This window comes from Enterococcus sp. AZ170 (assembly GCF_050545135.1).
Lineage (GTDB): Bacteria > Bacillota > Bacilli > Lactobacillales > Enterococcaceae > Enterococcus_L > Enterococcus_L ureilyticus.
The window spans coordinates 2,725,611-2,749,864 of sequence record NZ_CP172947.1 but is presented as its reverse complement, the minus strand read 5'-3'; the positions used below and the strand labels follow the sequence as shown (position 1 = coordinate 2,749,864).

General features: G+C 36.7%; 18 protein-coding genes and 1 other annotated feature. Of the genes, 11 read left to right on the top strand and 7 right to left on the bottom strand.

Annotated features, from left to right (window positions below):
* Positions 1–92: 92 nt before the first annotated feature.
* The 4 genes from IGJ55_RS13280 (at position 93) to IGJ55_RS13265 (ending at position 3,245) form a co-directional block, all read left to right on the top strand.
* Positions 93–833, top strand: coding sequence for an acyl-ACP thioesterase domain-containing protein (locus IGJ55_RS13280; protein WP_069639029.1), 741 nt, complete (start codon positions 93–95; stop codon positions 831–833).
* Between the two features lie 146 nt (positions 834–979).
* Complete coding sequence (locus IGJ55_RS13275) at positions 980–1,813, top strand: DUF72 domain-containing protein (protein WP_430606625.1); 834 nt, start codon at positions 980–982, stop codon at positions 1,811–1,813.
* A 36-nt stretch (positions 1,814–1,849) separates the two neighbouring features.
* Positions 1,850–2,686, top strand: coding sequence for a Cof-type HAD-IIB family hydrolase (locus IGJ55_RS13270; RefSeq protein WP_430606624.1), 837 nt, complete (start codon positions 1,850–1,852; stop codon positions 2,684–2,686).
* Positions 2,687–2,723: 37 nt separating this feature from the next.
* On the top strand, positions 2,724–3,245 hold the full coding sequence (locus IGJ55_RS13265; RefSeq protein ID WP_429948854.1) for an HAD family hydrolase: 522 nt from the start codon (positions 2,724–2,726) through the stop codon (positions 3,243–3,245).
* A 46-nt stretch (positions 3,246–3,291) separates the two neighbouring features.
* Here IGJ55_RS13265 and IGJ55_RS13260 read toward each other — a convergent pair whose 3' ends face one another.
* The 3 genes from IGJ55_RS13260 to IGJ55_RS13250 all read right to left on the bottom strand — a co-directional run bounded on the left by IGJ55_RS13260 (position 3,292) and on the right by IGJ55_RS13250 (position 7,175).
* Positions 3,292–4,875: an ABC transporter gene (locus tag IGJ55_RS13260; RefSeq protein WP_430606623.1), complete on the bottom strand. Its 1,584-nt coding sequence runs from the start codon at positions 4,873–4,875 to the stop codon at positions 3,292–3,294.
* Positions 4,868–5,632 (bottom strand): ABC transporter ATP-binding protein, encoded by a 765-nt coding sequence (locus IGJ55_RS13255; protein ID WP_430608166.1) that lies wholly within the window; start codon positions 5,630–5,632, stop codon positions 4,868–4,870. Before IGJ55_RS13255 ends, IGJ55_RS13260 begins: the two co-directional genes overlap by 8 nt.
* A gap of 190 nt (positions 5,633–5,822) precedes the next feature.
* The gene (locus IGJ55_RS13250) at positions 5,823–7,175 is read right to left on the bottom strand and encodes an aspartate kinase (RefSeq protein ID WP_430606622.1); all 1,353 of its coding nucleotides are present in this window, start codon (positions 7,173–7,175) and stop codon (positions 5,823–5,825) included.
* Positions 7,176–7,373: 198 nt separating this feature from the next.
* Between IGJ55_RS13250 and IGJ55_RS13245 the strand changes: the two genes are divergently transcribed.
* From IGJ55_RS13245 to IGJ55_RS13215, 7 genes are all read left to right on the top strand, one after another.
* The gene (locus IGJ55_RS13245) at positions 7,374–8,036 is read left to right on the top strand and encodes an HAD family hydrolase (protein WP_430606621.1); all 663 of its coding nucleotides are present in this window, start codon (positions 7,374–7,376) and stop codon (positions 8,034–8,036) included.
* 229 nt (positions 8,037–8,265) lie between these two features.
* The gene (gene ezrA, locus IGJ55_RS13240; RefSeq protein ID WP_207121079.1) at positions 8,266–9,987 is read left to right on the top strand and encodes a septation ring formation regulator EzrA; all 1,722 of its coding nucleotides are present in this window, start codon (positions 8,266–8,268) and stop codon (positions 9,985–9,987) included.
* 119 nt (positions 9,988–10,106) lie between these two features.
* Positions 10,107–11,255, top strand: a complete 1,149-nt coding sequence (locus IGJ55_RS13235; RefSeq protein ID WP_069639038.1) for a cysteine desulfurase family protein — start codon at positions 10,107–10,109, stop codon at positions 11,253–11,255.
* Between the two features lie 253 nt (positions 11,256–11,508).
* Positions 11,509–12,714, top strand: coding sequence for a tRNA uracil 4-sulfurtransferase ThiI (gene thiI / locus IGJ55_RS13230; RefSeq protein WP_069639039.1), 1,206 nt, complete (start codon positions 11,509–11,511; stop codon positions 12,712–12,714).
* 153 nt (positions 12,715–12,867) lie between these two features.
* On the top strand, positions 12,868–13,521 hold the full coding sequence (locus IGJ55_RS13225) for a redox-sensing transcriptional repressor Rex (RefSeq protein WP_069639040.1): 654 nt from the start codon (positions 12,868–12,870) through the stop codon (positions 13,519–13,521).
* A 223-nt stretch (positions 13,522–13,744) separates the two neighbouring features.
* Positions 13,745–14,236 carry a thiol peroxidase gene (gene tpx, locus IGJ55_RS13220; RefSeq protein WP_069639041.1) on the top strand — a complete coding sequence of 164 codons (492 nt, stop codon included), beginning with the start codon at positions 13,745–13,747 and terminating at the stop codon, positions 14,234–14,236.
* A 44-nt stretch (positions 14,237–14,280) separates the two neighbouring features.
* Positions 14,281–14,500 (top strand) — a binding site (T-box leader).
* Positions 14,501–14,650: 150 nt separating this feature from the next.
* Entirely contained in the window at positions 14,651–17,296 is a 2,646-nt protein-coding gene (locus IGJ55_RS13215) for a valine--tRNA ligase (protein ID WP_429948861.1), read from the top strand.
* Between the two features lie 69 nt (positions 17,297–17,365).
* Here IGJ55_RS13215 and IGJ55_RS13210 read toward each other — a convergent pair whose 3' ends face one another.
* From IGJ55_RS13210 to IGJ55_RS13195, 4 genes are all read right to left on the bottom strand, one after another.
* Positions 17,366–20,413 carry a BspA family leucine-rich repeat surface protein gene (locus tag IGJ55_RS13210; RefSeq protein WP_207121082.1) on the bottom strand — a complete coding sequence of 1,016 codons (3,048 nt, stop codon included), beginning with the start codon at positions 20,411–20,413 and terminating at the stop codon, positions 17,366–17,368.
* A gap of 18 nt (positions 20,414–20,431) precedes the next feature.
* Positions 20,432–20,884: a DUF1307 domain-containing protein gene (locus tag IGJ55_RS13205; RefSeq protein WP_207121083.1), complete on the bottom strand. Its 453-nt coding sequence runs from the start codon at positions 20,882–20,884 to the stop codon at positions 20,432–20,434.
* A gap of 160 nt (positions 20,885–21,044) precedes the next feature.
* Complete coding sequence (locus tag IGJ55_RS13200; protein WP_069639045.1) at positions 21,045–21,638, bottom strand: TVP38/TMEM64 family protein; 594 nt, start codon at positions 21,636–21,638, stop codon at positions 21,045–21,047.
* A gap of 21 nt (positions 21,639–21,659) precedes the next feature.
* Positions 21,660–24,227: a YfhO family protein gene (locus tag IGJ55_RS13195; RefSeq protein ID WP_207121084.1), complete on the bottom strand. Its 2,568-nt coding sequence runs from the start codon at positions 24,225–24,227 to the stop codon at positions 21,660–21,662.
* Positions 24,228–24,254 lie beyond the last annotated feature (27 nt).

The window sequence follows — 24,254 nt, the reverse complement described above, 5'->3', positions numbered from 1 at the left end:
GGACAAACATCCTTTCATACAATATTCTTGTTATGTGTCAGATATCTTATGTTATAATTTAACTAGTTAGACAACAAAAAGGAGGAGATCCAGTGGCAAAAAAATTTACAACTCCATATGAAGTAGCTTATTATGATGGCGATATTACAAGAAAAATGACGATTCCGTCAATGTTGGCTGTTGTGATCAAAACTTCCGAAGAGCAAAGCGATGCCTTAGATCGAGGGGCAGATTTTGTCGCTTCGTTTGGTCTCGGCTGGGTCATTACCAATTATGAGATTCACATCACACGCCTACCTATAGTTGGTGAAAAGCTTGCGATTACGACTCAAGCGATCGCTTATAATAAGTATTTCTGTTATCGAAACTTTTGGATTCATGACGAGCTAGGAAACGAATGCGTCTTGATCAAGTCGACGTTTGTCTTGATGGATAAAGAAAATCGCAAAATGAGCAGTGTGCTACCCGAAATCATAGAACCGTACGAAAGTGAAAAAATCAAGAAAATTTATCGCGGCGAAAAAATCGAAAAAGTTGAAAACGGTGAGTTTTTACCTTATCGTGTCCGTTATTTTGATATTGATGGCAACCAACACGTAAACAATGCCATTTATTTTAATTGGTTACTAGATGTTTTAGGCTACGATTTTTTAAGTTCACATGAACCAACATTTATCAATGTAAAATTTGATAAGGAAGTGGAATACGGTCAAGTAGTAGAAAGCCACTATGAAATGTTGGATACTGAAAACGGTAAAGCAACCCGACACGAAATTAAAATCGCTGGTCAAACCTATTGTGAAGCGAATATGAACTGGAAAAAAAGTCAATAAACGATGGGGTTAAATTATTTTTTTGACTAAGACAACTTTTTGTTTTGTCTTAGTCTTTTTTGGTATAGAATAAAAGCATAGCATGACTGTTTTAACTATATGTACATAATATTGCTTTAATAGGAAGAGAAAGGACGAAAGAGATTATGATTCGTTTAGGGTTAACTTCTTTTAATGAACATGATAAGCTAACTGGGAAAAAACGTTCTACATTATATGAATATGCAGGATATTTACCCTTAGTTGAGATGGATACTGCTTATTATGGAATCCCAAAACAAGATTCTGTTAGAGAATGGACAAAATCAGTTCCTAATAATTTTCGTTTTGTCATGAAAGTATATAGTGGTATCAGCTGTCAAGGCGAGTGGCAGCAGTATTACCAAAGCGAAGAAGAGATGGTTGAGGCCTTTTTGACAAGTATGGCGCCTATGTACGAAAGTGGCAAACTGTATGCGTTTTTGATTCAATTTTCTGCAACATTCAGTTGTACAAAAGAGAATGTCCAATATTTGGAAAAGATTCGTCACTGGTTTGCAGGATTTCCAGTTGCTATAGAATTACGGAATGGTTCGTGGTATTCCGCTAAATATATCAAACAAACCCTATCATTTATGAAAAAGAATGATTTTTCACTAGTAGTTGTAGATGAACCGCAAATTCCAACTAATCCGGTCCCATTTTTTCCTTATGCGACAAATGATCAATTTGCATTGTTTCGTTTTCACGGGCGCAATGCAGCTGGTTGGATGGCAAATGATAAAGATTGGCGCAAAAAACGGACACTCTATCGCTATAACGCAGAAGAAATCGCAGAGTTGAGTGAAGCCGTCGGAAAAATAGCTCGGGGAACTAAAGAAGTCGGGGTGATCTTCAACAATAATTCTGGTGGAGATGCAGCAGGGAATCTATTAGAAATGAAAGCAGCTCTAGGCCTAGAATACGAGCAGTTAAACCCTAAACAAATGGGCTTGTTTTAATCATAAAAAAGTTGCATAGAGAAAGGGATACCAAGCATGATAAAAGCGATATTCTTTGACATCGATGGCACACTAGTAAATGACCACGGCAAAGCATTGGAATCAACAAAAAAAGGAATTGCCCTGGCACAAGAAAAAGGAATTCTCTGTGGTGTTGCAACTGGACGTGGCCCCGTACAATTGAGCCAGCAAATCGATGCGTTGAACTTTGATTTTTTTGTGACTTACAATGGTCAATTAGTTTATACGCAAGAAGAAACCATTCACGCAGCACATTTTTCAGATGAAACGCTTAATAGAATCCTCTCTTTTTCTGACCGTTATCATCGGCAAATCATGTTTGGTTCAAGACGAAGTTTAGATGGGAGCTCATTGATGCGTTTTGGTCAAAATAAATGGGCAAAAAGAATTGTACGATATTTACCAAAATACTTTCCCACCACGCTTGTAAAAAATCTGATCAGTCGTTTTTCAATTCACAGGAAAGAACAACGTTACCGTGAATTAGAAATAGTAAAAGAACCCATTTATCAGTGCGTTTTATTAAGTCCAACATCAGAGACGCAGACGTTAAAAGAGCAATTGCCAGATTATCATATCACACGCTCTAATCCTTATACCGTAGATATTATTCCACAGTCAGGTTCTAAACTGATTGGAATTCAAAAATGTGTGGAATATTTTGGTTTCACATTAGATGAAGTCCTAGCATTTGGCGATAGTTGGAATGATTTAGAGATGTTGAGTGGTGTAGGCTTTGGGGTTCCAATGGGAAACGCAGAAAGTGAAGTTAAGGCAATTGCAAAATATGTGACGCAAACAAATGCAAAAGATGGCATTTACCAGGCGATGAAGTATTATAAAATTATCTAGCTCCATGGGCTAGGCTTTTATGATTAGGAGGAACCCCATGAAAATCGAGAATCCATTTGAAAAAACAGAAGTCTTTCATCAGAAATTTGATAATAGAAAACCTAGAATCCCAACAGCATTTTTTGCTAAACAAGCTTCAGATAGAGCTGGTTTTAAAGCAGAAGAATTAGTAGAATTTTTATTTGGGGCAGCCAATAATGATCCAGTAGTGTTTAAAGAGTTAGTCAATCAACTGAAAGAGTCTGTGGATCAAGCAGAAGAAAAAGTTCTAAGTAAACAAAAAGAGGTAACGGATCCTTTAGTAGAACAGGTTGATGCGCTGATTGATTTGTTATATTTTACGTATGGCTCTTTTTCTTTGTTAGGTGTCGATCCAACAGAGATTTTCTCAATTGTTCATGAGGCGAATATGGGGAAAATTTTTCCAGATGGAAAACCGCATTATCATCCCGTTACACATAAAGTGTTAAAACCTGACAACTGGGAGGCAGACTTTGCTCCAGAGCCAAAGATCAAAGCAGAGTTAGAGCGACAAAAAAGAGCTGCTGAGATTGAGTAAATGAAAAAACGGATTAGAAGAGGAATTCCTTTTCTAATCCGTTTTTTTAAGAGAAGAGAGCCCAAAAATGAGTTCGGTAATAACGAATCCACAGAATAGATAACAGACTAAGAAGAGCTAAAACGCATAAATTAAGTGGCCAAAACGGTAAATACATCGCAGCAATACCATAAAGTACAAGAACAATCAAACTAACAAAAATCGATCCCAGCATCGTTAAGACTAACCCCACATTGCCCCCACCACGGTTGAATAGTTGGCTAATACTAGTCCACTCTAATAAAATAAACCGATAATCCCTTGCAAAAAAACGAAGGCAGAGAAGGTAACTTCCCAAAAGCGAGCCTAGCAGCAAACTGATGATAAATAAAAATGGCAGTTTAAAAATAATCCCACCGATCAAAGCAACGCCACTCGTCAATAGACATTGAACGATAAGCCCAACAAAGAACTTTTGCTTCATATATCCATGCATTGAAAGAGGCAATGACTGGATAAAGTTGAAATTTTCCTGATCAAGAGAAATTAAATTACTAATAAAAGAAGTTTGGTTAATGGTCATCCAAGCTAAAGCAATCCCTGTTAAAAAAACGACTCCAATAAACCGAAATTCTAAAGTATTTAAATTCAGCGAGCTGCCAAGTGCAAATGTAACGATGAAAATCAACGGCATCAATAAAGAATTAGACAAAACTTGCATAATTAAGTTGGGTTCTTTTATTAATTGCGTATTATAATTTATAAGCAATTGTTTCAAATTTTGATTTTCTTTACGTTTTCGGCGACTGCTTACTTTAGCGGTAGAAGCATCAGTCAATTGTTCATAAAGTTTAGGCAAGATAAAGAGCTTGATCGCTAGTAATAATAGTAGCAATAAACCTAACAGAGCAATGAAACTGAGCAGACCCGTTGGTGAAAACGGCTCAGAGATGATTTGGAAAAGCGGAATGAATAGATAAATAGGCACACGATCCATTTGAGTCGTCTCTGAATAAGAGGTTTGGCCGTTCATCATAATAATCCCGATAATCGCAATAGCCATTGAAATGCCCAATAATAAACTAGTTACGACTTTTTTATGTTTTTTGAAGAAAGTCGTTCTTGTCAAACCAAAAACGATTAGACAACAAAAAGCAAAGATCACAGCTAGAACTAACAAGAAAAGTAAAATTGCTAAAATAATTGTAATTGGTAACAAAACCCCAGACCGCCACCCAGTCAGTAGAAACACAACCAGCATCGGAAAGACAAAGGGCACTACAGTCAACGCCACGACCAAGATTTTAGCTGTAAAAATCATACTTTGTCGAAAGGGTAAAGGAAGGTAAGCAGGTAAGTCCTGACTTTCAAAAAAAACATTATAAATAACCGTTATTCCTTGTGAAAAAGCTAAAATAGCAAATAAAGCGACATAATAGGTAAAAAAACCAGGCATCTGACTAAAATCTATCATGAACATCGTTACGCCATAAATCATCAAGAACAACACACCGGAGAGCAGATATTGATTGATCAAGGATCTGGTCAATGCTTTACCGCTTTTCCCTTTTTTGCGAGCACGTTCAGTTACTTGAGGATTAGCATAACGCAAATTTACACGTGTCAGTTCAAGCAGCTGTTTTTTATTCATAGGAATCACCTTCAATAGTGTCTAAGCCTTGTGTGTCAGCTTGACGTCCAGCCATTTTCAAGTAAATCGTTTCTAACGATTCATTTGGCGATTGCGCTAACAATTCATCCACAGAACCATTATAGATGAGTTCTCCTTTTTTTAAGATTGCTAATTGATCGCACAGTTGTTGGGCAGTGTCTAATGCATGTGTCGAGAAAATAACCGTTTTCCCTTTGGCTGCATGTCTTTTCATCATTTCTTTAAGATCAAATGCCGCTTGAGGGTCTAAGCCTTGTAAGGGTTCATCTAAAATCCAGATATCAGGATCAGGCAATAAAGCGCCGATGATGATCGTTTTTTGCCGCATCCCATGAGAGAAACTCGCTAAGGTTTCCTCTTGATGGCTTTGCATGTCGAATAAAGAAACTAGCTCATTCAAACGAGTCTGACTTCGGACAGAATCAAGATCATAAGCTGCCCCAATCAAATCCCAATATTCTCCAGCAGTCAGTTGTAAAAAAATATCAGGTGTATCAGGAACATAAGCAATTTTTTTCTTGATTGCTTGCCGATTTTCTGATAAGTCTAAACCATCTACTGTGATAGTGCCGTTAGAAGGTTGAATCATACTAACTAAACTTTTAATCGTTGTTGATTTGCCAGCGCCATTATGACCAAGAAAGCCAAAGATTTCTCCTTGTCTAATTGTTAAACTCAACTCATTTAGTGCTTGTTTTGTTCCGTAACTTTTACTAACTCTTACTAATTCAATCATCATCTTTCCCACCTTTTCTTTGTTATCATATATTCTTATTGTACTCCAGACTCTTAATGAAGGAAATGCTTTCTGTAAAAGGACAAGCACAGGTAAACAGTATTTTGGGGTGAAATCATGTTAAGAGTATGTAAAAAGTCGAAAGAGCAAACCTAGATTAGGTGTGGTCTCTTTCGACGTTTCTCATTGACTATTTTTCAAAGAATGTGCGGTATAACGCTTCGATCGCTTTTTTCTCCTGATCTTCCCGAATACCGAACATGATACTCACCTCAGAAGAACCTTGATTGATCATCTCCAAGTTGATCTTGTTGAAAGCTAAAGCAGCCGTACTATCTGCCATGACACCAATTCGTTGGCGCATGCCTTCACCTACCACCATTAACATAGATAAGCCATGAGTGATTCGCAATTCATCAGGTTCAAGCTCGTTTTCCAAACGTTTCATCAATTCTTCTTCGATCTCAATAGTTAATTGCCGTTCTCTCAAAATAATCGAAATATCATCGATTCCTGAAGGCATATGCTCATAACTAAGACCTAATTCTTCCAGTATCTGTAATAAACGACGACCGAAACCTAGTTCTCTATTCATTAAATACTTACTGATATAAATGCTGGCAAATCCTTGGTCACTGGCAATCCCGACCACAGGATCATGTTGTACGGTTCTTGATGTTGTGATCAAAGTACCAGGATGGTCCGGATTATTTGTGTTTTTGATGACAACAGGGATATTCGCACGATAAGCAGGCATCAATGCCTCATCATGAAGCACTGCAAAACCAGCATAAGCTAATTCACGCATTTCTCGATATGTTAATTCTTTGATTGTTTTCGGTTCATGAACGATCCCAGGATGAGCAACAAAAATCCCATTGACATCTGTAAAGTTTTCATAAATATCGGCCTGCACACCAGCGGCAACGATCGAGCCAGTAATATCCGAACCACCTCTAGAAAATGTACAGATATCGCCAGCTTCTGTAAAACCGAAAAAACCGGGGATTACTAAAATTTCTTCCGTTTCTTTAAATTGATTGATTTTACTTGAAGAAGACGGCAAAATCCGTGCATTGCCAGGCTCGTCTGATACAATGATTCCTAGGTCTAGAGGATTCTTATAACAGGCATTTAAACCTCGTTGTTGGAAGAAAGAAGCAACAAGCTTAGCATTGTTATCTTCACCACTAGCTAAAAAAGCATCAAAAAGATGAGGATTGTCTTCTTTAGATAACGTTGCTAAATGTTCGATTGCTTGTTGGATATCAGTTAGAACGGTTTTGTTAATGCCTAACGCATCTAAAATCCCTTCGTAGCGACCAACAATTTTACTAATGATTTCGGTGGTGTTCTCGTTATTTAAATAAGCATTGTAATACGCAATAAGTAAATCAGTCACTTTGATATCATCCGAAGAACGTTTACCAGGAGCTGAAACGACGACAAACTTTCGTGAAACGTCTTCTTTTACGATTTGTAAAACTTTTTCTAATTGCGTAGCAGATGCTAAAGAACTGCCTCCAAATTTTATGACTTTCACTTTTTTCACTCCTAATTTTAATAGATTTTTCATTATAATAGTAAAAGAATACCGAAATATAGACGGAAAAGCAACCGTAAAAATGACAATTATTCGATCTTTTCAATTGTTTTTCAACAAATTTCTTCATTTTTTTTCAAACTTTTGTTAGACTAGTAGAGCTGAACAAGAATAGTCACACAAAGGAGCACCAAAATAATGCAAGAATACAATGGCATAATTTTCGATATGGATGGCGTGTTGGTCGATAGTGAAGAGTTCTATTATCAACGTAGAAAAGCGTTTCTTAAAGAGTATGATCTATCGATTGAGCAAATTCCAATCCCTCTATTTATCGGAGCAGATATGCGGAGTCTATGGGAGCTGATTCTGGCTGTTAATGATACAATCTATGATGAAGCTTTTTTAAGTGAGAAATATCAGGAATACAAAAGCCAGTACCCGATTGATTATAGTAACTTGATCGATCCAGATGTAAAACGTGTTTTGAAGTTTCTTAAACGAAATGGTTATCGAATTGGTCTTGCTTCTTCCTCAGCCATGGTTGTGATACAAGAAGTCTTGAAGGTCGGTCAATTAACTAGCTATTTTGATGTGATCGTCAGCGGTACACAATTTAAACAAAGTAAACCAGCACCAGAAATTTACGAATATACAGCGCAAGAGTTAGGCATTGAACCTCAGAATTGTGTAGCAATCGAAGATTCTGAAAAAGGGATTCGTTCAGCTCATGATGCTGGTCTAGCAGTCTGGGCTTTGAAAGATACTCATTTTGGTATGAATCAACAATTGGCTGATTTAAAACTAGATACATTGAGCGATGTGTGCAAAAAGTTGCAAAAAGCAGAGCGAATCGGTTAAACTGACTAATAGTCGGTACGGATTTGTTGCAATATTACAAAGTCAAAACATTTCTTAAAAAATTATAAATTGTTAGTGCTTGATTGAGTGGTTTGTGCTATAATTTTCTGTAGGTGTTTTTATAGAAATTTAAGTAGATAAGAGAATATTGTGAGAGCAGATAGTCGTGTTTTTGTTATTTATCCGCTGTTGCATATCATATATGGACTAATAAACGGAGGAACCATGGATGAAGAATAATCTGATCATTATCGTAGTTTTAGCTATAATAATCATCGCAGCTGTTTTGTATTTAGTTGGTTATTTTATGAGAAAGAAAAATCAAATGAAACTCGATGATCTGGAAAAGAGGAAAGAAGCGCTGTTCGACTTGCCTGTGATCGAAGAGGTCGACGATGTAAAAAAAATGCACATGGTCGGACAAAGTCAGAACACGTTTAGAGAATGGAATCAACGTTGGACCGAGATTTATACTCGCTCTTTTGCAGAGTTAGAAAGTCAGATTTTTGAAGTTGAAAATTTAAATGAAACCTTCCGTTTTATGAAAGCAAAAAAAGCAGTTGCTGAAGCTGACGAGACGATGACTGAAATGGAGTCAGAAGTTGAAATCATTCGTAATGGCTTGAAAGAGCTGCGTGAAAGTGAAGAACGTAATTCACTTGAAGTACAAAAAGCGCTAGATGTTTATGAAGAGATCAGTAAATTACTTCACGACGAAAAATCAGAATTTGGTTCAGCTTACCCTGAGTTGCAAAAGCAAATCAAAAATATCGAGATCGAATTCACACAGTTTGTTACATTGAATACATCAGGCGATCCGATCGAAGCGCGTGAGGTGTTGGAAAATGCTGAACGTCACACCTATGAATTAGATGATGTGATGAAACGTATTCCACCACTTTATGATGAATTGAATCGGACTTTCCCAGATCAACTAAAAGAGATCGAAGAAGGATACAAACGTCTCTTAGCAGATCATTATGTTTTCCCTGAAAAGAATTTCGAAGATGAGTTAAGACGTGTTCAAAAACGTGTGAAAAATTCAACTGTTGATTTGGAGAAGACTGAAGTCGACGCTGTAGAAGTTGCAAACCGTGACACTGCGAATGCAATTGATGCATTGTATGAAATCATGGAACGTGAGATCAACGCTAAGAAATATGTCATGACGAATCACAAGGTAGTTGGAGATTATATTGCCCATGCATTGAAAAATAATCGTCAATTGATGATCGAATTAGATCATACATCTCAAAGTTATACGTTGAATCATAATGAGTTAGGTCGCTCAAGAGGCTTCCAAACGGAAATCGAAGAATTGATTCGCCGCTATGAAGATTTTGAACCAAAATTAAAAGAGCATACAATTCCATTTTCAGAAGTTCAAGCATTCTTCAAGGATTGCTACAAAATATTAGATGACATCGAAAATCAACAACTTGAAATCGATGACTCATTAAAAGAATTACGTAAAGGTGAAAAAGCTGCTCAAGAAAAAGTTGATCAATATGATTTCCGTTTACGCAATATCAAACGTCATGTTGAAAAGCAACGTTTACCTGGATTACCAGCTGATTACTTAGAATTCTTTTTCGTTGCGACAGACCGCATTGAAGAATTAAGTAAAGCTTTAAACAGAATTCGTATTAACATGGAAGAAATCAAAAAACTTTCTGATCTTTGTAATGAAGATTTAGAACTATTAGATAAGAAAACAAATGATTTAGTTAATTCGGCTGCATTAACAGAACAAATGATGCAATACGCTAATCGTTACCGTCATACACACGAAGCCATTCGTGTAGCGATGGAAAATAGCTTAGAACTATTTTCAAAAGAATACAGATATCAAGATGCTCTGGATGAGATCGGCACTGCACTTGAAAGAGTGGAGCCAGGTGCATTTAGAAGAATCGAAGATTTTTACTTCAATAATCTTGATGCGATTTAATCATCTAAGGTGAGACAAGTGTCTCACCTTTTTATTTTGATTTGAAGGATTGTGAGGTTGAACTACAAAAATAGAAAGTATATAATAGGAAAGAATTTCAAAAGAAGAGGGTTTTTAAAATGATATATTTTGATAATAGTGCAACAACGCCGATTTATCCCCAAGCTTTAGATACCTTTGTAAAAGTTAGTCAACGTATTATTGGTAATCCATCCAGCTTACATGACTTAGGCAATCAAGCAAATCGTTTGTTAGAACAAGCACGCAAGCAAATAGCTGAGTTAATTCAAGTTCAGTCAAATGAGATTTATTTTACGAGTGGCGGAACCGAAGGCGATAACTGGGTATTAAAAGGCACAGCTATAGAAAAAAAAGCATTTGGCCGCCATATCATTATTTCAGATATTGAACATCCGGCTGTTTCTGAAACGGCAAGCCAACTAGCCGAAAATGGGTTTGAGGTTTCTGTTGCACCTGTTGATGAGCGTGGATTTGTCAAGGTGGCTGAATTAGCTAAATTAATTCGTAAGGATACGATTTTAGTTTCGATCATGGCTGTGAACAATGAGATTGGGTCGATCCAACCGATTCAAGCAATCAGCGACTGTTTGACTGAATACCCAACGATTCATTTTCATGTAGATGCGGTTCAGGCAATTGGTAAAGTAAGCCAAGAGCAGTGGTTGACACCGCGTGTTGACTTTGCTACATTTTCTGCACACAAATTTCATGGTCCACGAGGTGTAGGCTTTATTTATTGGAAACATGGACGTAAACTTGCCCCTTTATTAAATGGTGGTGGTCAAGAGAGCAATCAACGGAGTAGCACTGAAAATGTTGCTGGGATTGTTTCAATGGCGAAAGCCTTACGATTATATGTAGATAAAAAAATGGACAAACCAGAACATACGGCAACTATTCGCCGTTATTTGATTGAAGCCTTAAAAGAGTACAAGAATGTGACCGTCTTTTCAAAAGAAACAGCAGATTTTGCTCCTCATATTATCTGTTTTGCTTTAAAAGGCATTCGTGGGGAAGTTTTAGTCCATGCGCTGGAAGAAAAGCAAATTTACACTTCAACGACAAGTGCTTGTTCAAGCCGTAAAAAACTAACGAGTAGTACGCTACATGCGATGAAAGTACCAGACTCTTTAGCGACATCTGCGGTTCGTGTCAGCTTAGACGAAAGTAATACAATCGCAGAGGCTGAACAATTTATGATTATTTTTAATCAACTCTATAAAAAATTTTTAGTGTTAAATGGATGAACAATGAGTATTTAGTGGGTGAAGATGATGGGATTAAATAAATTAGTCGCAAATAGAATGTTTTGATGGAAAACAAGTGATGATCGTCAAAAGAACAGAAGCTCAACATCTAGGAGAAGATTTACAAATGACTTGTGACGAAGAGCAACAATAAGATAGATGCAAGACTAACAGGTAATGTTAAACGTGGCGATGAAAGACTTGCTAAGAATAGGTTGAAAAATCAAGCTTCATAGAAAAGGATTGAAAAATTGTGAAATATACTGAAATCATGGTTCGCTACGGGGAACTTTCAACAAAAGGGAAAAATAGAAAATTATTTATTTCCCAATTAGCACAAAATGTCAAAAGAGTACTAAGTGATTTTCCAGCTGTTAAAATACATGCTGACCGAGATCGGATGCATCTATTATTAAATGGTGAAGACAGCGTACAAATCATGCCGAAATTAGAAAAAGTGTTTGGTATTCAAAATTTCTCTCCTAGTGTCCGAGTAGAAAAAACAATGCCGGCAATTCGTGAAATGGTCCAAAGTATCATCCAATCTGCCTATCAACCAGGGCAAACGTTTAAAATCACGTCTAAGCGTTCGGATCATGATTTTGAATTGGATTCAAATGAATTAAATCGAGAATTAGGTGGGGCTGTGTTTGAAGTCTTCCCTGAAATTGCTGTGCAAATGAAAAAACCAGATATAAATATTCGTGTCGAAATCCGTAAAGAAGGTGCCTATCTTTCATATGAGACGCTTCGTGGTGCCGGTGGTTTACCAGTTGGGACTAGTGGGCGTGGTATGCTAATGCTTTCTGGAGGCATCGATTCACCAGTTGCCGGCTATTTGTCGATGAAACGTGGGGTCGAAGTCGAGGCTGTCCATTTTGCTAGTCCGCCATATACAAGTGAACAAGCATTGCAAAAGGCAAAGGATTTAGCAGCAAAAATTGCACCGTATGCTGGTAGTATTCAATTCATCGAAGTTCCTTTTACTGAGATTCAAGAAGAAATCAAGCGAGTTGTACCTGAAGGCTATCTAATGACGGTGACGCGTCGGATGATGTTGCGTCTAACGGATACTATCCGTGAATTAAGAAAAGGATTGGTGATCATCAACGGTGAATCACTAGGTCAAGTTGCATCTCAAACATTGCAAAGTATGGTAGCAATCAATGAAGTAACTACTACACCGATTATTCGTCCTGTCGTTTCAATGGATAAAGGGGAGATCATTGAGATCGCAGAAAAAATTGATACCTTTGAATTAGCAATCCAGCCTTTTGAAGATTGCTGTACAATTTTTGCTCCCCCTCAACCCAAAACAAGACCAAAACTAGACAAGGCCCAAGCATATGAAGCGCGATTAGATATTGAAGGTTTAATAGCTCGTTCGATAGCTGGCTTAAAAGTTAGTGAAATAACTGAGTTGAGTGAAAAAAATGAAGAATTTTCCGATTTACTATAAAAGTTGAAAAAACAGACTTGATAACGCTATCGAGTCTGTTCTTTTCATTATTAGGTTTTTCTAATATCTGCTATTTATTTCACAAACAAGTTGCTCCTTGTAACGAAGCATGCTAAACTATATATGTGAAATGAGTAACAAGGAGGTCGGGAAATGAAAGAATTACATAAAGAAAAAACAATACCAAAAGCAACTGCTAAACGTTTGCCGTTGTATCTACGCTATCTAAAAATGCTAGGTGATTCTGGTGTGACTCGAATCAAATCTAAAGAATTCAGTGATGTGATTCAAGTCCCATCTGCTACGATCCGTCGTGATTTTTCGCATTTAGGGGAGCTAGGCCGAAGTGGTTATGGTTATGATGTCCCTTATTTGATTGAAGTGTTCAGTCATATTTTAAATACACAAGAAGAGAAACGGATTGCTTTGATTGGTTGTGGTAATTTAGGGAAAGCGCTGATAAAAAATAATTTTAGGCGCAATGAAAATTTAAATATTGTTTGTGCCTTTGATACAGAAGCAGAATTAATTGGCTTATCGGTCGATGATATCGTTATTCAGCCAATGGAAAAATTAGAAGATGAGATCAAACGAACAGGTGTAACAGTTGCGATATCAACTGTACCAAGTCAATTTGCACAAGAAGCAATCGATAAAATTGTTGATGCGGGTATTACAGCAATCTTAAATTTTGCACCTGACCGTGTGACAGTTCCACATAACGTGAATGTACAATACATTGATTTAACAACAGAACTACAGACATTGATTTATTTTGATGAGACTTTTTCTAGTAAAAAAGCTTAGAAGGCAAGAACTTTGTCATCTGGCCCTCCTTCCTCTATACTAAATAGAGAGCAGTAATTGTCATTTGTTGAGCTCTTGAAACTTAAATATCTAGCTTTATGAGTCTGTATCTCGGAAAAAAGATAAAATATGAATGTGACAAAGAATGTCACAGCCGAATTTTCCTATGTTTCTTCGATGATAAGTGACGTATTCAGTTTTTAAATTAGAGGAGGAAAAAATAATGAACGTAACAAAAAAAGGCGAAGTAGTAGAAATCATTGGTGTTCAACCTGAGGTAGGGACTAAGGCCCCAGCGTTTTCACTAAAAAATTTAAACGATGAAATTGTAAACTTGTCAGATTTCACTGGTACGCCAGTTTTGATCAGCGTTGTACCAGATATTGATACTAGAATCTGTTCATTACAAACGAAACGTTTCAATCAAGAAGCAGCGACTGTTGCTGGCGTTAAATTTATCACGATATCAAATAATACAAAAGACGAACAAGCGAATTGGTGTGCAGCTGAAGGTGTAGATATGGAAATTTTACACGATACAGATGGAACCTTTGGGAATGCCTATGGTTTATTTATTCCGGCAATGGGACGTTTAGCTCGAGGTATTTTTGTGATCGATAAAGAGGGCAAAATCACTTATGAAGCAATTTCCACTGAAATTTCGGAAGAGCCAGATTATGATAAAGCGTTAGAACAAGCCAAAGCAGCTCGTTGATTTTTTTCAAATTGACTTATATTCCTATTCAATGTTAAAATAAACCAAAGACCATGATCAAGAGGAGTACGACTGGCATCGTTATAGAGAGAAAATCACTTGGTGGAAGATTTTCACATAACCAGTAAGAAGGTAGCTTGGGAGTCAATGATTTGAATGGAGTAGAATGATTCGAGTAGTGATCGTTACCTCACGAATGAAGCGGTGTCTGGATCGTCAGACACAATTTAGGTGGTACCGCGTACAGAAGTTTACGCCCTAAAATACGAAAGTATTTTAGGGCTTTTTACATGTTCATCACAGATTGTGAAGCAATCTGATGTTGAACAGTACAAGGCGACTAATAAGAAACGTTGTCACCTTAGTTTGTCGTTTCACCATTCATTTAAATTAAAACTGAAAGAAGGAATCTACATGACAGAAGAAAAAAATCTGCCAACTAAATACCAACCCACAGCAGTAGAACAGGGCCGTTATCAAAAATGGCTAGATCAAGATCTATTCAAACCAAATGGCAACAAAGATGCAAAACCCTATTCGATCGTGATTCCGCCGCCAAATGTTACGGGAAAACTTCATTTAGGTCATGCTTGGGATACAACCTTACAAGATATGATCATCCGCCAAAAAAGAATGCAAGGCTTTGATACTTTATGGTTGCCAGGAATGGATCACGCAGGTATCGCAACCCAAGCAAAAGTTGAAGAAAAATTAGCTGAACAAGATATTTCTCGTTACGATTTAGGCCGTGAAAAATTTGTTGAGCAAGTTTGGGATTGGAAAGAAGAATATGCTTCTCATATCCGTGAACAATGGGCAAAAATGGGCTTATCACTAGATTATAGCCGTGAACGTTTTACTTTAGATGACGGATTATCTCAAGCTGTTCGTAAAGTCTTCGTTTCTTTATACGAAAAAGACCTGATTTACCGTGGGGAATACATCATCAACTGGGACCCAAAAGCCAAAACAGCCTTATCTGATATCGAAGTTATCCACAAAGATATCGAAGGGGCCTTTTATCATATGAGTTATCCACTGACTGACGGAACAGGCGTTGTGGAAATCGCAACAACACGTCCTGAAACAATGTTAGGCGATACAGCGATTGCTATTCATCCAGATGATGAGCGTTATCAAGCCTTGATCGGAAAAACAGTCACATTGCCATTAGTAGACAAAGAAATCCCGATTATTGCGGATGAGTATGTAGATATGGAATTTGGAACAGGTGTCGTAAAAATCACGCCAGCCCATGATCCAAATGACTTTGAAGTGGGCAATCGTCATGATTTACCTCGTGTAAATGTGATGAATGAAGATGGTTCTATGAATGATTTAGCAGGTAAATATGCAGGAATGGATCGTTTCGCTGCACGTAAATTGATCGTGTCTGATCTAAAGGAAATGGGTCGCCTCATTAAAATCGAAACAATGAATCACAGTGTCGGTCATTCAGAACGTACCGGCGTTGTCGTTGAACCTCGTTTATCCACACAATGGTTTGTTAAAATGGCACCACTTGCTGAAAAAGCAATCAAAAATCAAGACACAGAGGATGCGGTAGAATTTTATCCACCACGCTTTAATCAAACATTCTTGCGTTGGATGGAAAATGTCCACGACTGGGTGATCTCACGTCAATTATGGTGGGGTCATCAAATTCCTGCCTGGTATCATAAAGAAACAGGTGAAATGTACGTTGGCATGGAAGCGCCAGCCGATCCGGAAAATTGGACTCAAGATTCAGATGTATTAGATACATGGTTTAGTTCAGCTTTATGGCCATTTTCAACAATGGGTTGGCCTGATGAAGAAGCAGCTGATTATCAGCGTTATTTCCCAACTAGCACATTAGTAACAGGCTACGATATCATTTTCTTCTGGGTTAGCCGCATGATGTTCCAAAGTTTAGAATTTACAGGACAAGCACCATTTAAAAATGTCTTGATGCATGGCTTGATCCGAGCAGAAGATGGACGCAAAATGAGTAAATCGCTAGGAAACGGAATCGATCCGATGGAAGTCATCGATAAATACGGGGCAGATGCGTTGCGCTGGTTTATGTCCAATGGTTCAACACCTGGTCAAGATATGCGTTTCAGTTATGAAAAAATGGATGCCTCTTGGAACTTTATCAATAAAATCTGGAATGCCAGCCGTTTTGTGATCATGAATGTTGAAGGAATGTCTTATGATGAGATCGACTTCAGTGGTGAAAAAACCGTAGCAGATCGCTGGATTTTAACACGTCTAAATGAAACGGTTGCTCGTGTAACGGACTTGTTCGATCGTTTTGAATTTGGTGAAGCGGGTCGTCAGTTATATAACTTTATCTGGGATGATTTCTGTGACTGGTATATTGAAATGAGTAAAGAAATTCTGTACGGTGAAAATGAAGGGGCAAAACAAACAACACGTAGCATTTTAGTCTATACATTAGACCAAATTTTACGTTTACTACACCCAATCATGCCATTTGTGACGGAAGAAATTTGGGAAAACATTCCACATCAAGGTGTATCGCTAGTTGTTGTTGAGTATCCTGTCGTGCACGAAGAATTTTCAGATGAAACAGCCGCTCGTGGAATGGAAGTCTTAAAAGAAGTGATTCGCGCAGTACGTAATATTCGTGCGGAAGTGAATACCCCACTTTCTAAACCAATCACATTATTGATCAAAACAAGTGATGAGGCAGTGGATAAATTCTTGATCGACAATACCAATTATATCGAGCGTTTCTGTAATCCAGAAGAGTTGACGATTGCAAGTGATATCATTGCACCAGAACTAGCAATGTCAGCGGTTCTAACTGGAGCAGAGTTATATTTACCATTAGCAGGTTTGATCAACGTAGAAGAAGAAATTGCCCGTTTAGAGAAAGAATTAGACAAATGGACGCAAGAAGTCAAACGCGTACAAGGGAAATTAGCTAATGAACGCTTTGTTTCTAACGCACCAGATGATGTTGTAGAAGCTGAGAAAGCAAAAGAAAAAGATTATCTAGAAAAACAAGTGGTTGTGAAGGAACGAATTGCGCAACTGCGTACAGTGAATTAATTATAAAGAAGTGGATCGTTAGTCAGAAAAAAATCTGATTAACGATCCACTTTTCTTTACACTCAATTACTAGCTCGTCACCTTAACAGTAAATCGTTGAATCTCAATACCAGCATCATTCAATACAGCTAGCTCAACTTTATCTGTAGGTGAGGTAATAGCAACACCTAATAAGCTAAATGTGCCATCTTCGGCTATTTTCACTGTTTGTTGCCGTCTTCTATTTACATAGAGACGAACAGTTGTAGCGGACTTGCCTGTTACTTTACCCGTTACAAAAGTATCATCTATTTTGTATGGGCTTAGTGTCATCTCTACCGTAGGTTCTTGAATCCCTACGTCATTTCGAGTGATTTCATCTTCATAACGATAACCAACGATTTCTACTTCGTCATCTGTGTAGTCAATCAAACCTTCAACATCAAAAGTAAATTGTCTGGTTGAAGATAGTAACTTACGTTCGATTTCTTCGCCGTTGATCACCAAAGCGACATGCGTATGAAAATAATCAGTTCCACCTGTGATTGTTGTATCTTCATATAAGGTGTAAGGATTCACAGTCAAAGAATAAGCTTTTTCTTCGATAGCCACAGTTGCTCGCTCTAATTCCTTATTTTTCCGGTCTAATGCGATTACTTCGACTTTATCCGTTACATTTTTGATCAGTCCATCTGTGTCTAATTCAAAACTGCCATCTCTAAAAATTGTTGAGGTAGTAATCAGTTCATCATTGATGACTAATTGGACTTTTTTTGCTGAAGAACTAGTATCTATACTCCCAATTACATAGTCGTCAATTCCTAAGTAGAAGGTATCGAGTAAGAAAGAACTCTGCTCTGTAACAGTAATAGTACTACTTGCTTTAAAACCGCCATCTTCTGTTGTTGCAGTAATCACAGATGTTCCTTTTTTTAGCCCTTTCACTACACCAGTTGCTGAGACAGTTGCTACAGAGTTATCTGACGTGGTGTATGTGACGTTTTTATTCTTTGAAGTCTCAGGTGTAATCTTTGTTTGCAAGGTTATTTCTTCAGAAACACTTAATTCTATAGAAGGAGGGGTTAACTCGATCCCAGTTACTTTTAGACTGTCTCCAACTTTTTCTCGAACATATTTCCCAGGTTTTGTTCCATCATAGTTTGCCATTAAGTCTGCACTACTGGAATAACTATTTTGTGTATCTGGAGAAACTAACCTCCACTTTCCAGTATAGGTAGTATCTTTTTTCTCTGGAAAGCTAGCTGTTTTTAGAATATTTCCTGTATTTGCACCTAAAATTAAGGTATTTAATGAATTTGTATAAGCAAATAGTTGCTCCATTTTTGTCACATTACGGGTATCCCATTTACTTATGTCAATTGCGGTTAGATTTCGCGTATTGTAAAACATCTTAGTCATATTTTGTACATTAGTTGTGTTCCAATTACTTACATCAACTGTTGTCAAGTTGGTTGTTTGATCAAACATTTGGTCCATGTATTTCACTTTACTTGTATCCCAAGAGTTCGTATTTAATGTTGTTAGACTTGATGCAAAGTTAAACATATTCTGCATATAAACAATATTGCTTGTATTCCAACTGCTGACATCAAGCGTTGGTAAATTTTTTACATTATAAAACATAAAAGAGGTATCGTAGACACTACTTGTGTCCCAAGTGCTCACATCGAGAATTACTAAATTTTTTGCCCCTCTGAACATATAAGACATATCTTTAACATTACTGGTATTCCACTTACTGACATCAAGTGTTGTTAGACCTTCTGTGTGAAGAAACATTGCTTGCATATTTGTGACACGACTCGTGTCCCACTTGCTCACATCGAGAGCGGTCAGACTATTTGTCCAGCCAAATAGGTAAGGCATAGTCGTGACATTACTGGTATCCCACTTGCTCACATCAAGAGTGGACAAACTGCTTGTACAATAAAATAGGTTTGTCATGTCAGTTACTTTACTGGTATTCCACGAGCTGACATCAAGAACAGTCAAACTACTAGCAAAATTAAACGTTTTGAACATTTTTGTCACATTACTGGTATCCCACTCACTGACATCAAGAGTTGTCAAATTCTTGGTATTAGCAAACATATAAGACATATCTGTTATATTACTTGTATCCCAGTTGCCTGTCTCAAGTGCGATTAAGCTACTTGCACCACGAAACATATCAGCCATGTGTGCGACTTTACTGGTATTCCACTTACTGACATCTAACGTTGTTAAACTACTTGCCTCTCTAAACATAGCAAACATACTTGTCACGTTACTGGTATCCCAGTTACTCACGTCGAGAGTTGTCAGGTTGCCAGCAGAAGCAAACATATAAGACATATTCGTAACCTTACTGGTATCCCAGTTACTCACATTTATTGTGCTTAGTTTATTTCCAGGTCCGAAACCTGCACCAAACATATAAGACATTCCTAAAACATTACTTGTGTTTAATTGCTCTAATCCATCAATTGACTCCAATTCTCCTAACTCATAGAATAGATAATCAGAGTTTCTATTGGCTATAACAGGCTTCGTGAAAATTATATTTTTGATTTTTTTTCCTTCTAGGCGATTAAGTTTTTCTATTTTGGGTAAGATACCATTTAGCCAATCTGAACTAGGAAAATTGCCCTCTCCAAAAGTAAGCGTCTGTGTTTCCGAGTTCCAAGTCCAAGGAACCGTTCCATAAGTTCCTGTAACGGCCCCTTTTTTCTCAGTGATGGTCAAAAGCATTGAAACACTTTTTTTATTAGAAGTGCTTGCTGTAATGGAGACAGTTCCTACTTTTTTCCCTATAACGATTCCAGTAGAAGAAACAGTCGCAATCGTTTCATCACTCGTTGTCCATATAGCGGTTTTGATATTACTTTCTGAGGTGATTTTAGCAGTTAAGGTAAGGCTCTCATTGACTTCTAGTGTTGTTTTTTCACTTAAAATTTCTATTGTTGTCGGAACCATTTCGTTTGTGTCTTCCGTTTGTTCCGAGGCGGTTGATTCGTTAGAATTCGTTTCTTCCACAGTTTTATCTTGTGCTTCTGCTAAAACAGAGGAAGAGGAATACCCGATGCTCCCAATCAATCCAACAAGTATAAGACCTTGAATCAGATAGTTATTTTTCATATTTCCTCCTTAGGTAACTTAATCTTCTTTCTCAAATCCTAAATTTGTTAATTTTTTTGCATTTGCTTTTTCACTTGCTGAATCAAAATCCCCGTCAGGTAAAGAGATCAATGGCAACATTTTGGCATCATCTTTAGAAAGTAATTTTAAATCTACTTCAATCGTTTCTACTGCTTCTTTTTCTTTAAAGATAATTGAATAGTTCAGTCCTTTTTTATCAACATATAATTCTTTACTAGGCTTTAATAAGCTTTCTGCCTTTTTTTTCGTTTTTACCCCCATTGTTTCGTATTGAATAATGGTGGTAATCGTTTGTTTTAGTAGCGTATCATTTTTGTAACTATTTTGAATCGTTACATTTTCATCATCTTGCCTAAGTTTGTACGTGGCTGTTTGACTTTTTGCTGTACAAGCACTCATAAAGACGAGTAATAAAAAAACTATACCAATAACTCTCCAATCTTTTTTCATCTTTTCACCTCCTTAATTAAACATACGATGTTAATTATAACATATTTAAAGTAATTTAAATTATTCTTTTTGAAATTTTTAAGGGGTGAGGGGGAATATAAGTAATACGAAAAAACAGCAAGCTAGGAGATCTGCTTGCTGTTTTTTCGTATGTGAATTTCTAATAGATCAAAAAATGGTTAAACAAGAACAAGATGGCATAGCCATAACTGGCAACAGACCAAAATTTAAAGAGTAGCAAAATCTTCATATATTCCTTGAAAGGAAGGTCTGCAAGTCCTGCAACTAAGCAAGCTAAATCGTCAGGGGCAAAAGGGACTAATAACGTGACAATCATTAATTTCTTGATTCCTTTTTCAGGACGATCCAACATTTTCTCAAATTTTAAATAGCGTTTTTTGGTCAAAATCAATCGCGCAAAGGGCTTGCCATAGTAGCGTGCCAACCAATAAACAATGATCTCACCTATAATCAAGCCAGCATAACTATAAAGTAGTCCAGGGATATTACCAAATATCAGCATACCGACAACCGTCGAAATTCCTCCAGGAAGAATCGGCACAATAACTTGGAGTATTTGTAAAAAGATAAAGATGAATACAGCATACTCACCAAACTGCTTGATAAAATCTTGTAAAGACTGAACTGAATGAAAAACACCTTTAGAATAGCCATAAATCACTAAAGTAGTAAAACAAAGGACACCTAGAATAGGCAGGACATAAATAATTCGTTTCAGAATTTTTTTCCCCATGACTGCAGTTTCCTTTCGCTGTTACGTTGCTTTTCGTAACACAAAATGTTTTAGTAGTTGATAAAATAATACGCCCAAAAGAACAGAAATGCTAATCAAAACGCCTATAAGAAAATTTTTCTGCTGATAAACCATCCTGATTTGATGCTTTCCAGAAGTTAAGTTGATGCCTATAAAATTATCTAATACAGCGATAGCTTTGACTTTTTTTCCATCCACTGTGATTTGCCAGTTTTTATCATAAGGAATAGCGAGATAAAGTAATGAATTTTCTGAAGCATCAACCGTAATTTCACCAGTCAATTTTCCAGAAACTTCCTCATTAAGTTGAATGGCTCGGGACTTTTGCTTATCAATGAAAGAATCAAACGCTTCTTGCTGTAATGTTTTTAAGTCGATTGTTTTTTCTTCAAGTTCAGCTTCAGACTCGATCTGAATTTGAACGGTGGCATCATTTTCAAAGTAGCCCAAATTAAACAATTGGTTGGTTACAATATAAACAGCCGGCTGGATTTTTTGCCCGTTTACTTTAAATGAGGTGATTTTTTTCCAATTGATTTCTGGTGCATAGAGATAAAGTTCGCCGTCGGCTGTTGTTTTAGTAGTAAGAGTATAACAATTATCTGGTTCTTCACTCCAAACAATTCTTTGTGTTTCTTCAAAGTAGTGTTGTTGTTTTTTCTGTATCTGTTGTAAAATCATTTCTTGATTTTTCAAGGGCTGATTTTTTGCTAGTTTTAGAGTAGCAAAATCTTGTGGGACTAAGTACCCCATCCCGATCGCTTCAGCATTTTCATAGATATTTGTTGACGGTTCACTTGACCTGTTTTTTTGAGGAAATTTATTTTCTGGTGTTAGTTGATAATGAACATTTAAAAGAAAATTGATCACTTTCGATTCATCTACATATGCGATTCTACGATCATTTTTTTGATAAAGACCTAAAGCATGCAATGTATCTTGTGTTTTGGCATCCAGCGTAGAAGTGTAGCTTGAAACACCAGCATATCCATATAAAATTGGATTATTATACCCATTATTTTTTTCATTATAACCGGCCTCATCTGAATCGATCGTTTGTTTTATACGGAATAAATGGTTATTTTCATTATGCAAATCTGAAATAAGTTTATCTTGAATTTGATAAGTCTCGGCAAATTTTTCTTGGTTACCAAAAGGAATATCTTTAACACTGATCCAAAAATTAAACACTAATTCAGAACAAACGACAAAAAATAGTAGAAAATAGAGCCCATTTTTTTTAGCGCCATTTTGGTTCTGAAGGAAGAAAATTAAAGTGAAAATCAACCAAATACCTAATAGTGAGAGAATAAAATAATGATCGGATAGCAGATAAATTTTTTCCTTTGAAAATTTTAGAGCAATAAACCCAATCGTCAGTATTCCAGAAAAAATAAGCGGAACAGCAATCGGTATTTTTGCCCCAAGCTCTAATTTAAGAAAGGCTTCATAAGCAAACTTGATTATCAAAAAACTAAAGATAAACGTATTTCGATAAGGAAAGCCTGCAGGACTTTGAAACATATGCCAGATAGTATTAACTAATTCCAACCAAAAACTTAAAAAGATAAATCCGATTAAAAAGCCAGCTCCGAGTTTTTCCTTTTTAGTAATACTTGATAATTGGAAGTACGCAATGAACAATAGAACCATCAGAATCCCAGAAAAAATAGTTGGCAAATGTTCCAAACGCCACTCAAAATTAACATTCCCTAAACCAAACTGAGAAAGAAAATTTAACCCGAAATTTGGTGTGGGTAAAAACGTATGCCAATCAAAGCTTGTTTTCTTTGTTGCCAACATGCCTTCAACAGCTGGAATCAGAATAAAACTAGTACTAATTCCTGTAAGAAGAGAAGTGACAAAAAATAATCGACCCTTTTTAATAAATTGCCAAAGAGACTTTTTTTTAGCGTCATCTATTTTTTGATAATACCAATACAGACTATAACAAACTGCAAAAATACAGAGCATATAGCCCATATAGTAGTTTGTCACAATCGATAGAAACAAGATCGCTGCATATAGCGCATATTTTTTATGATCCCATAAACGTTGGATACCCAGTACCAGTAAAGGCAATAAGATCAATGCGTCTAACCACATGAAATTCAAACAATAAACAGTCACAAAGCCACATAAACTATAGGAAGTCGAAAAAAGTAAAGTGGCAACTGTAGCATGTTGATACGTTTTTTGAAGGTAATAAAACATAGAGGTCCCCATAAGTGAAATCTTGAGTGTAATGATCAATAATATAGCAATCGGTAGTTGTTCATATGAAAACAACAAAACGATAAGATTAAAGGGACTTAGCAAATAATACGCACTTAAAGGCAAAATCGTTCCGCCAAGTGCGTCAGAAAATGAATACAGAGAATGCGTTTCTCCTTGGAAAAATTGTTTAAAGGCACTTAAAAAAGGCATATACTGTGAACCTAGATCACTAACTAAGAGATTGTTATTCCCAAAAGGCGCTAAGCCCAAAATCGACCAGAGTACGATCAATAATAAAAACGGCAGCAAAAAACTTCCACCAATCAATGCATATTTTTTTACTTTTGACATAATTTAAACTGCTCCTCTATTCTAATA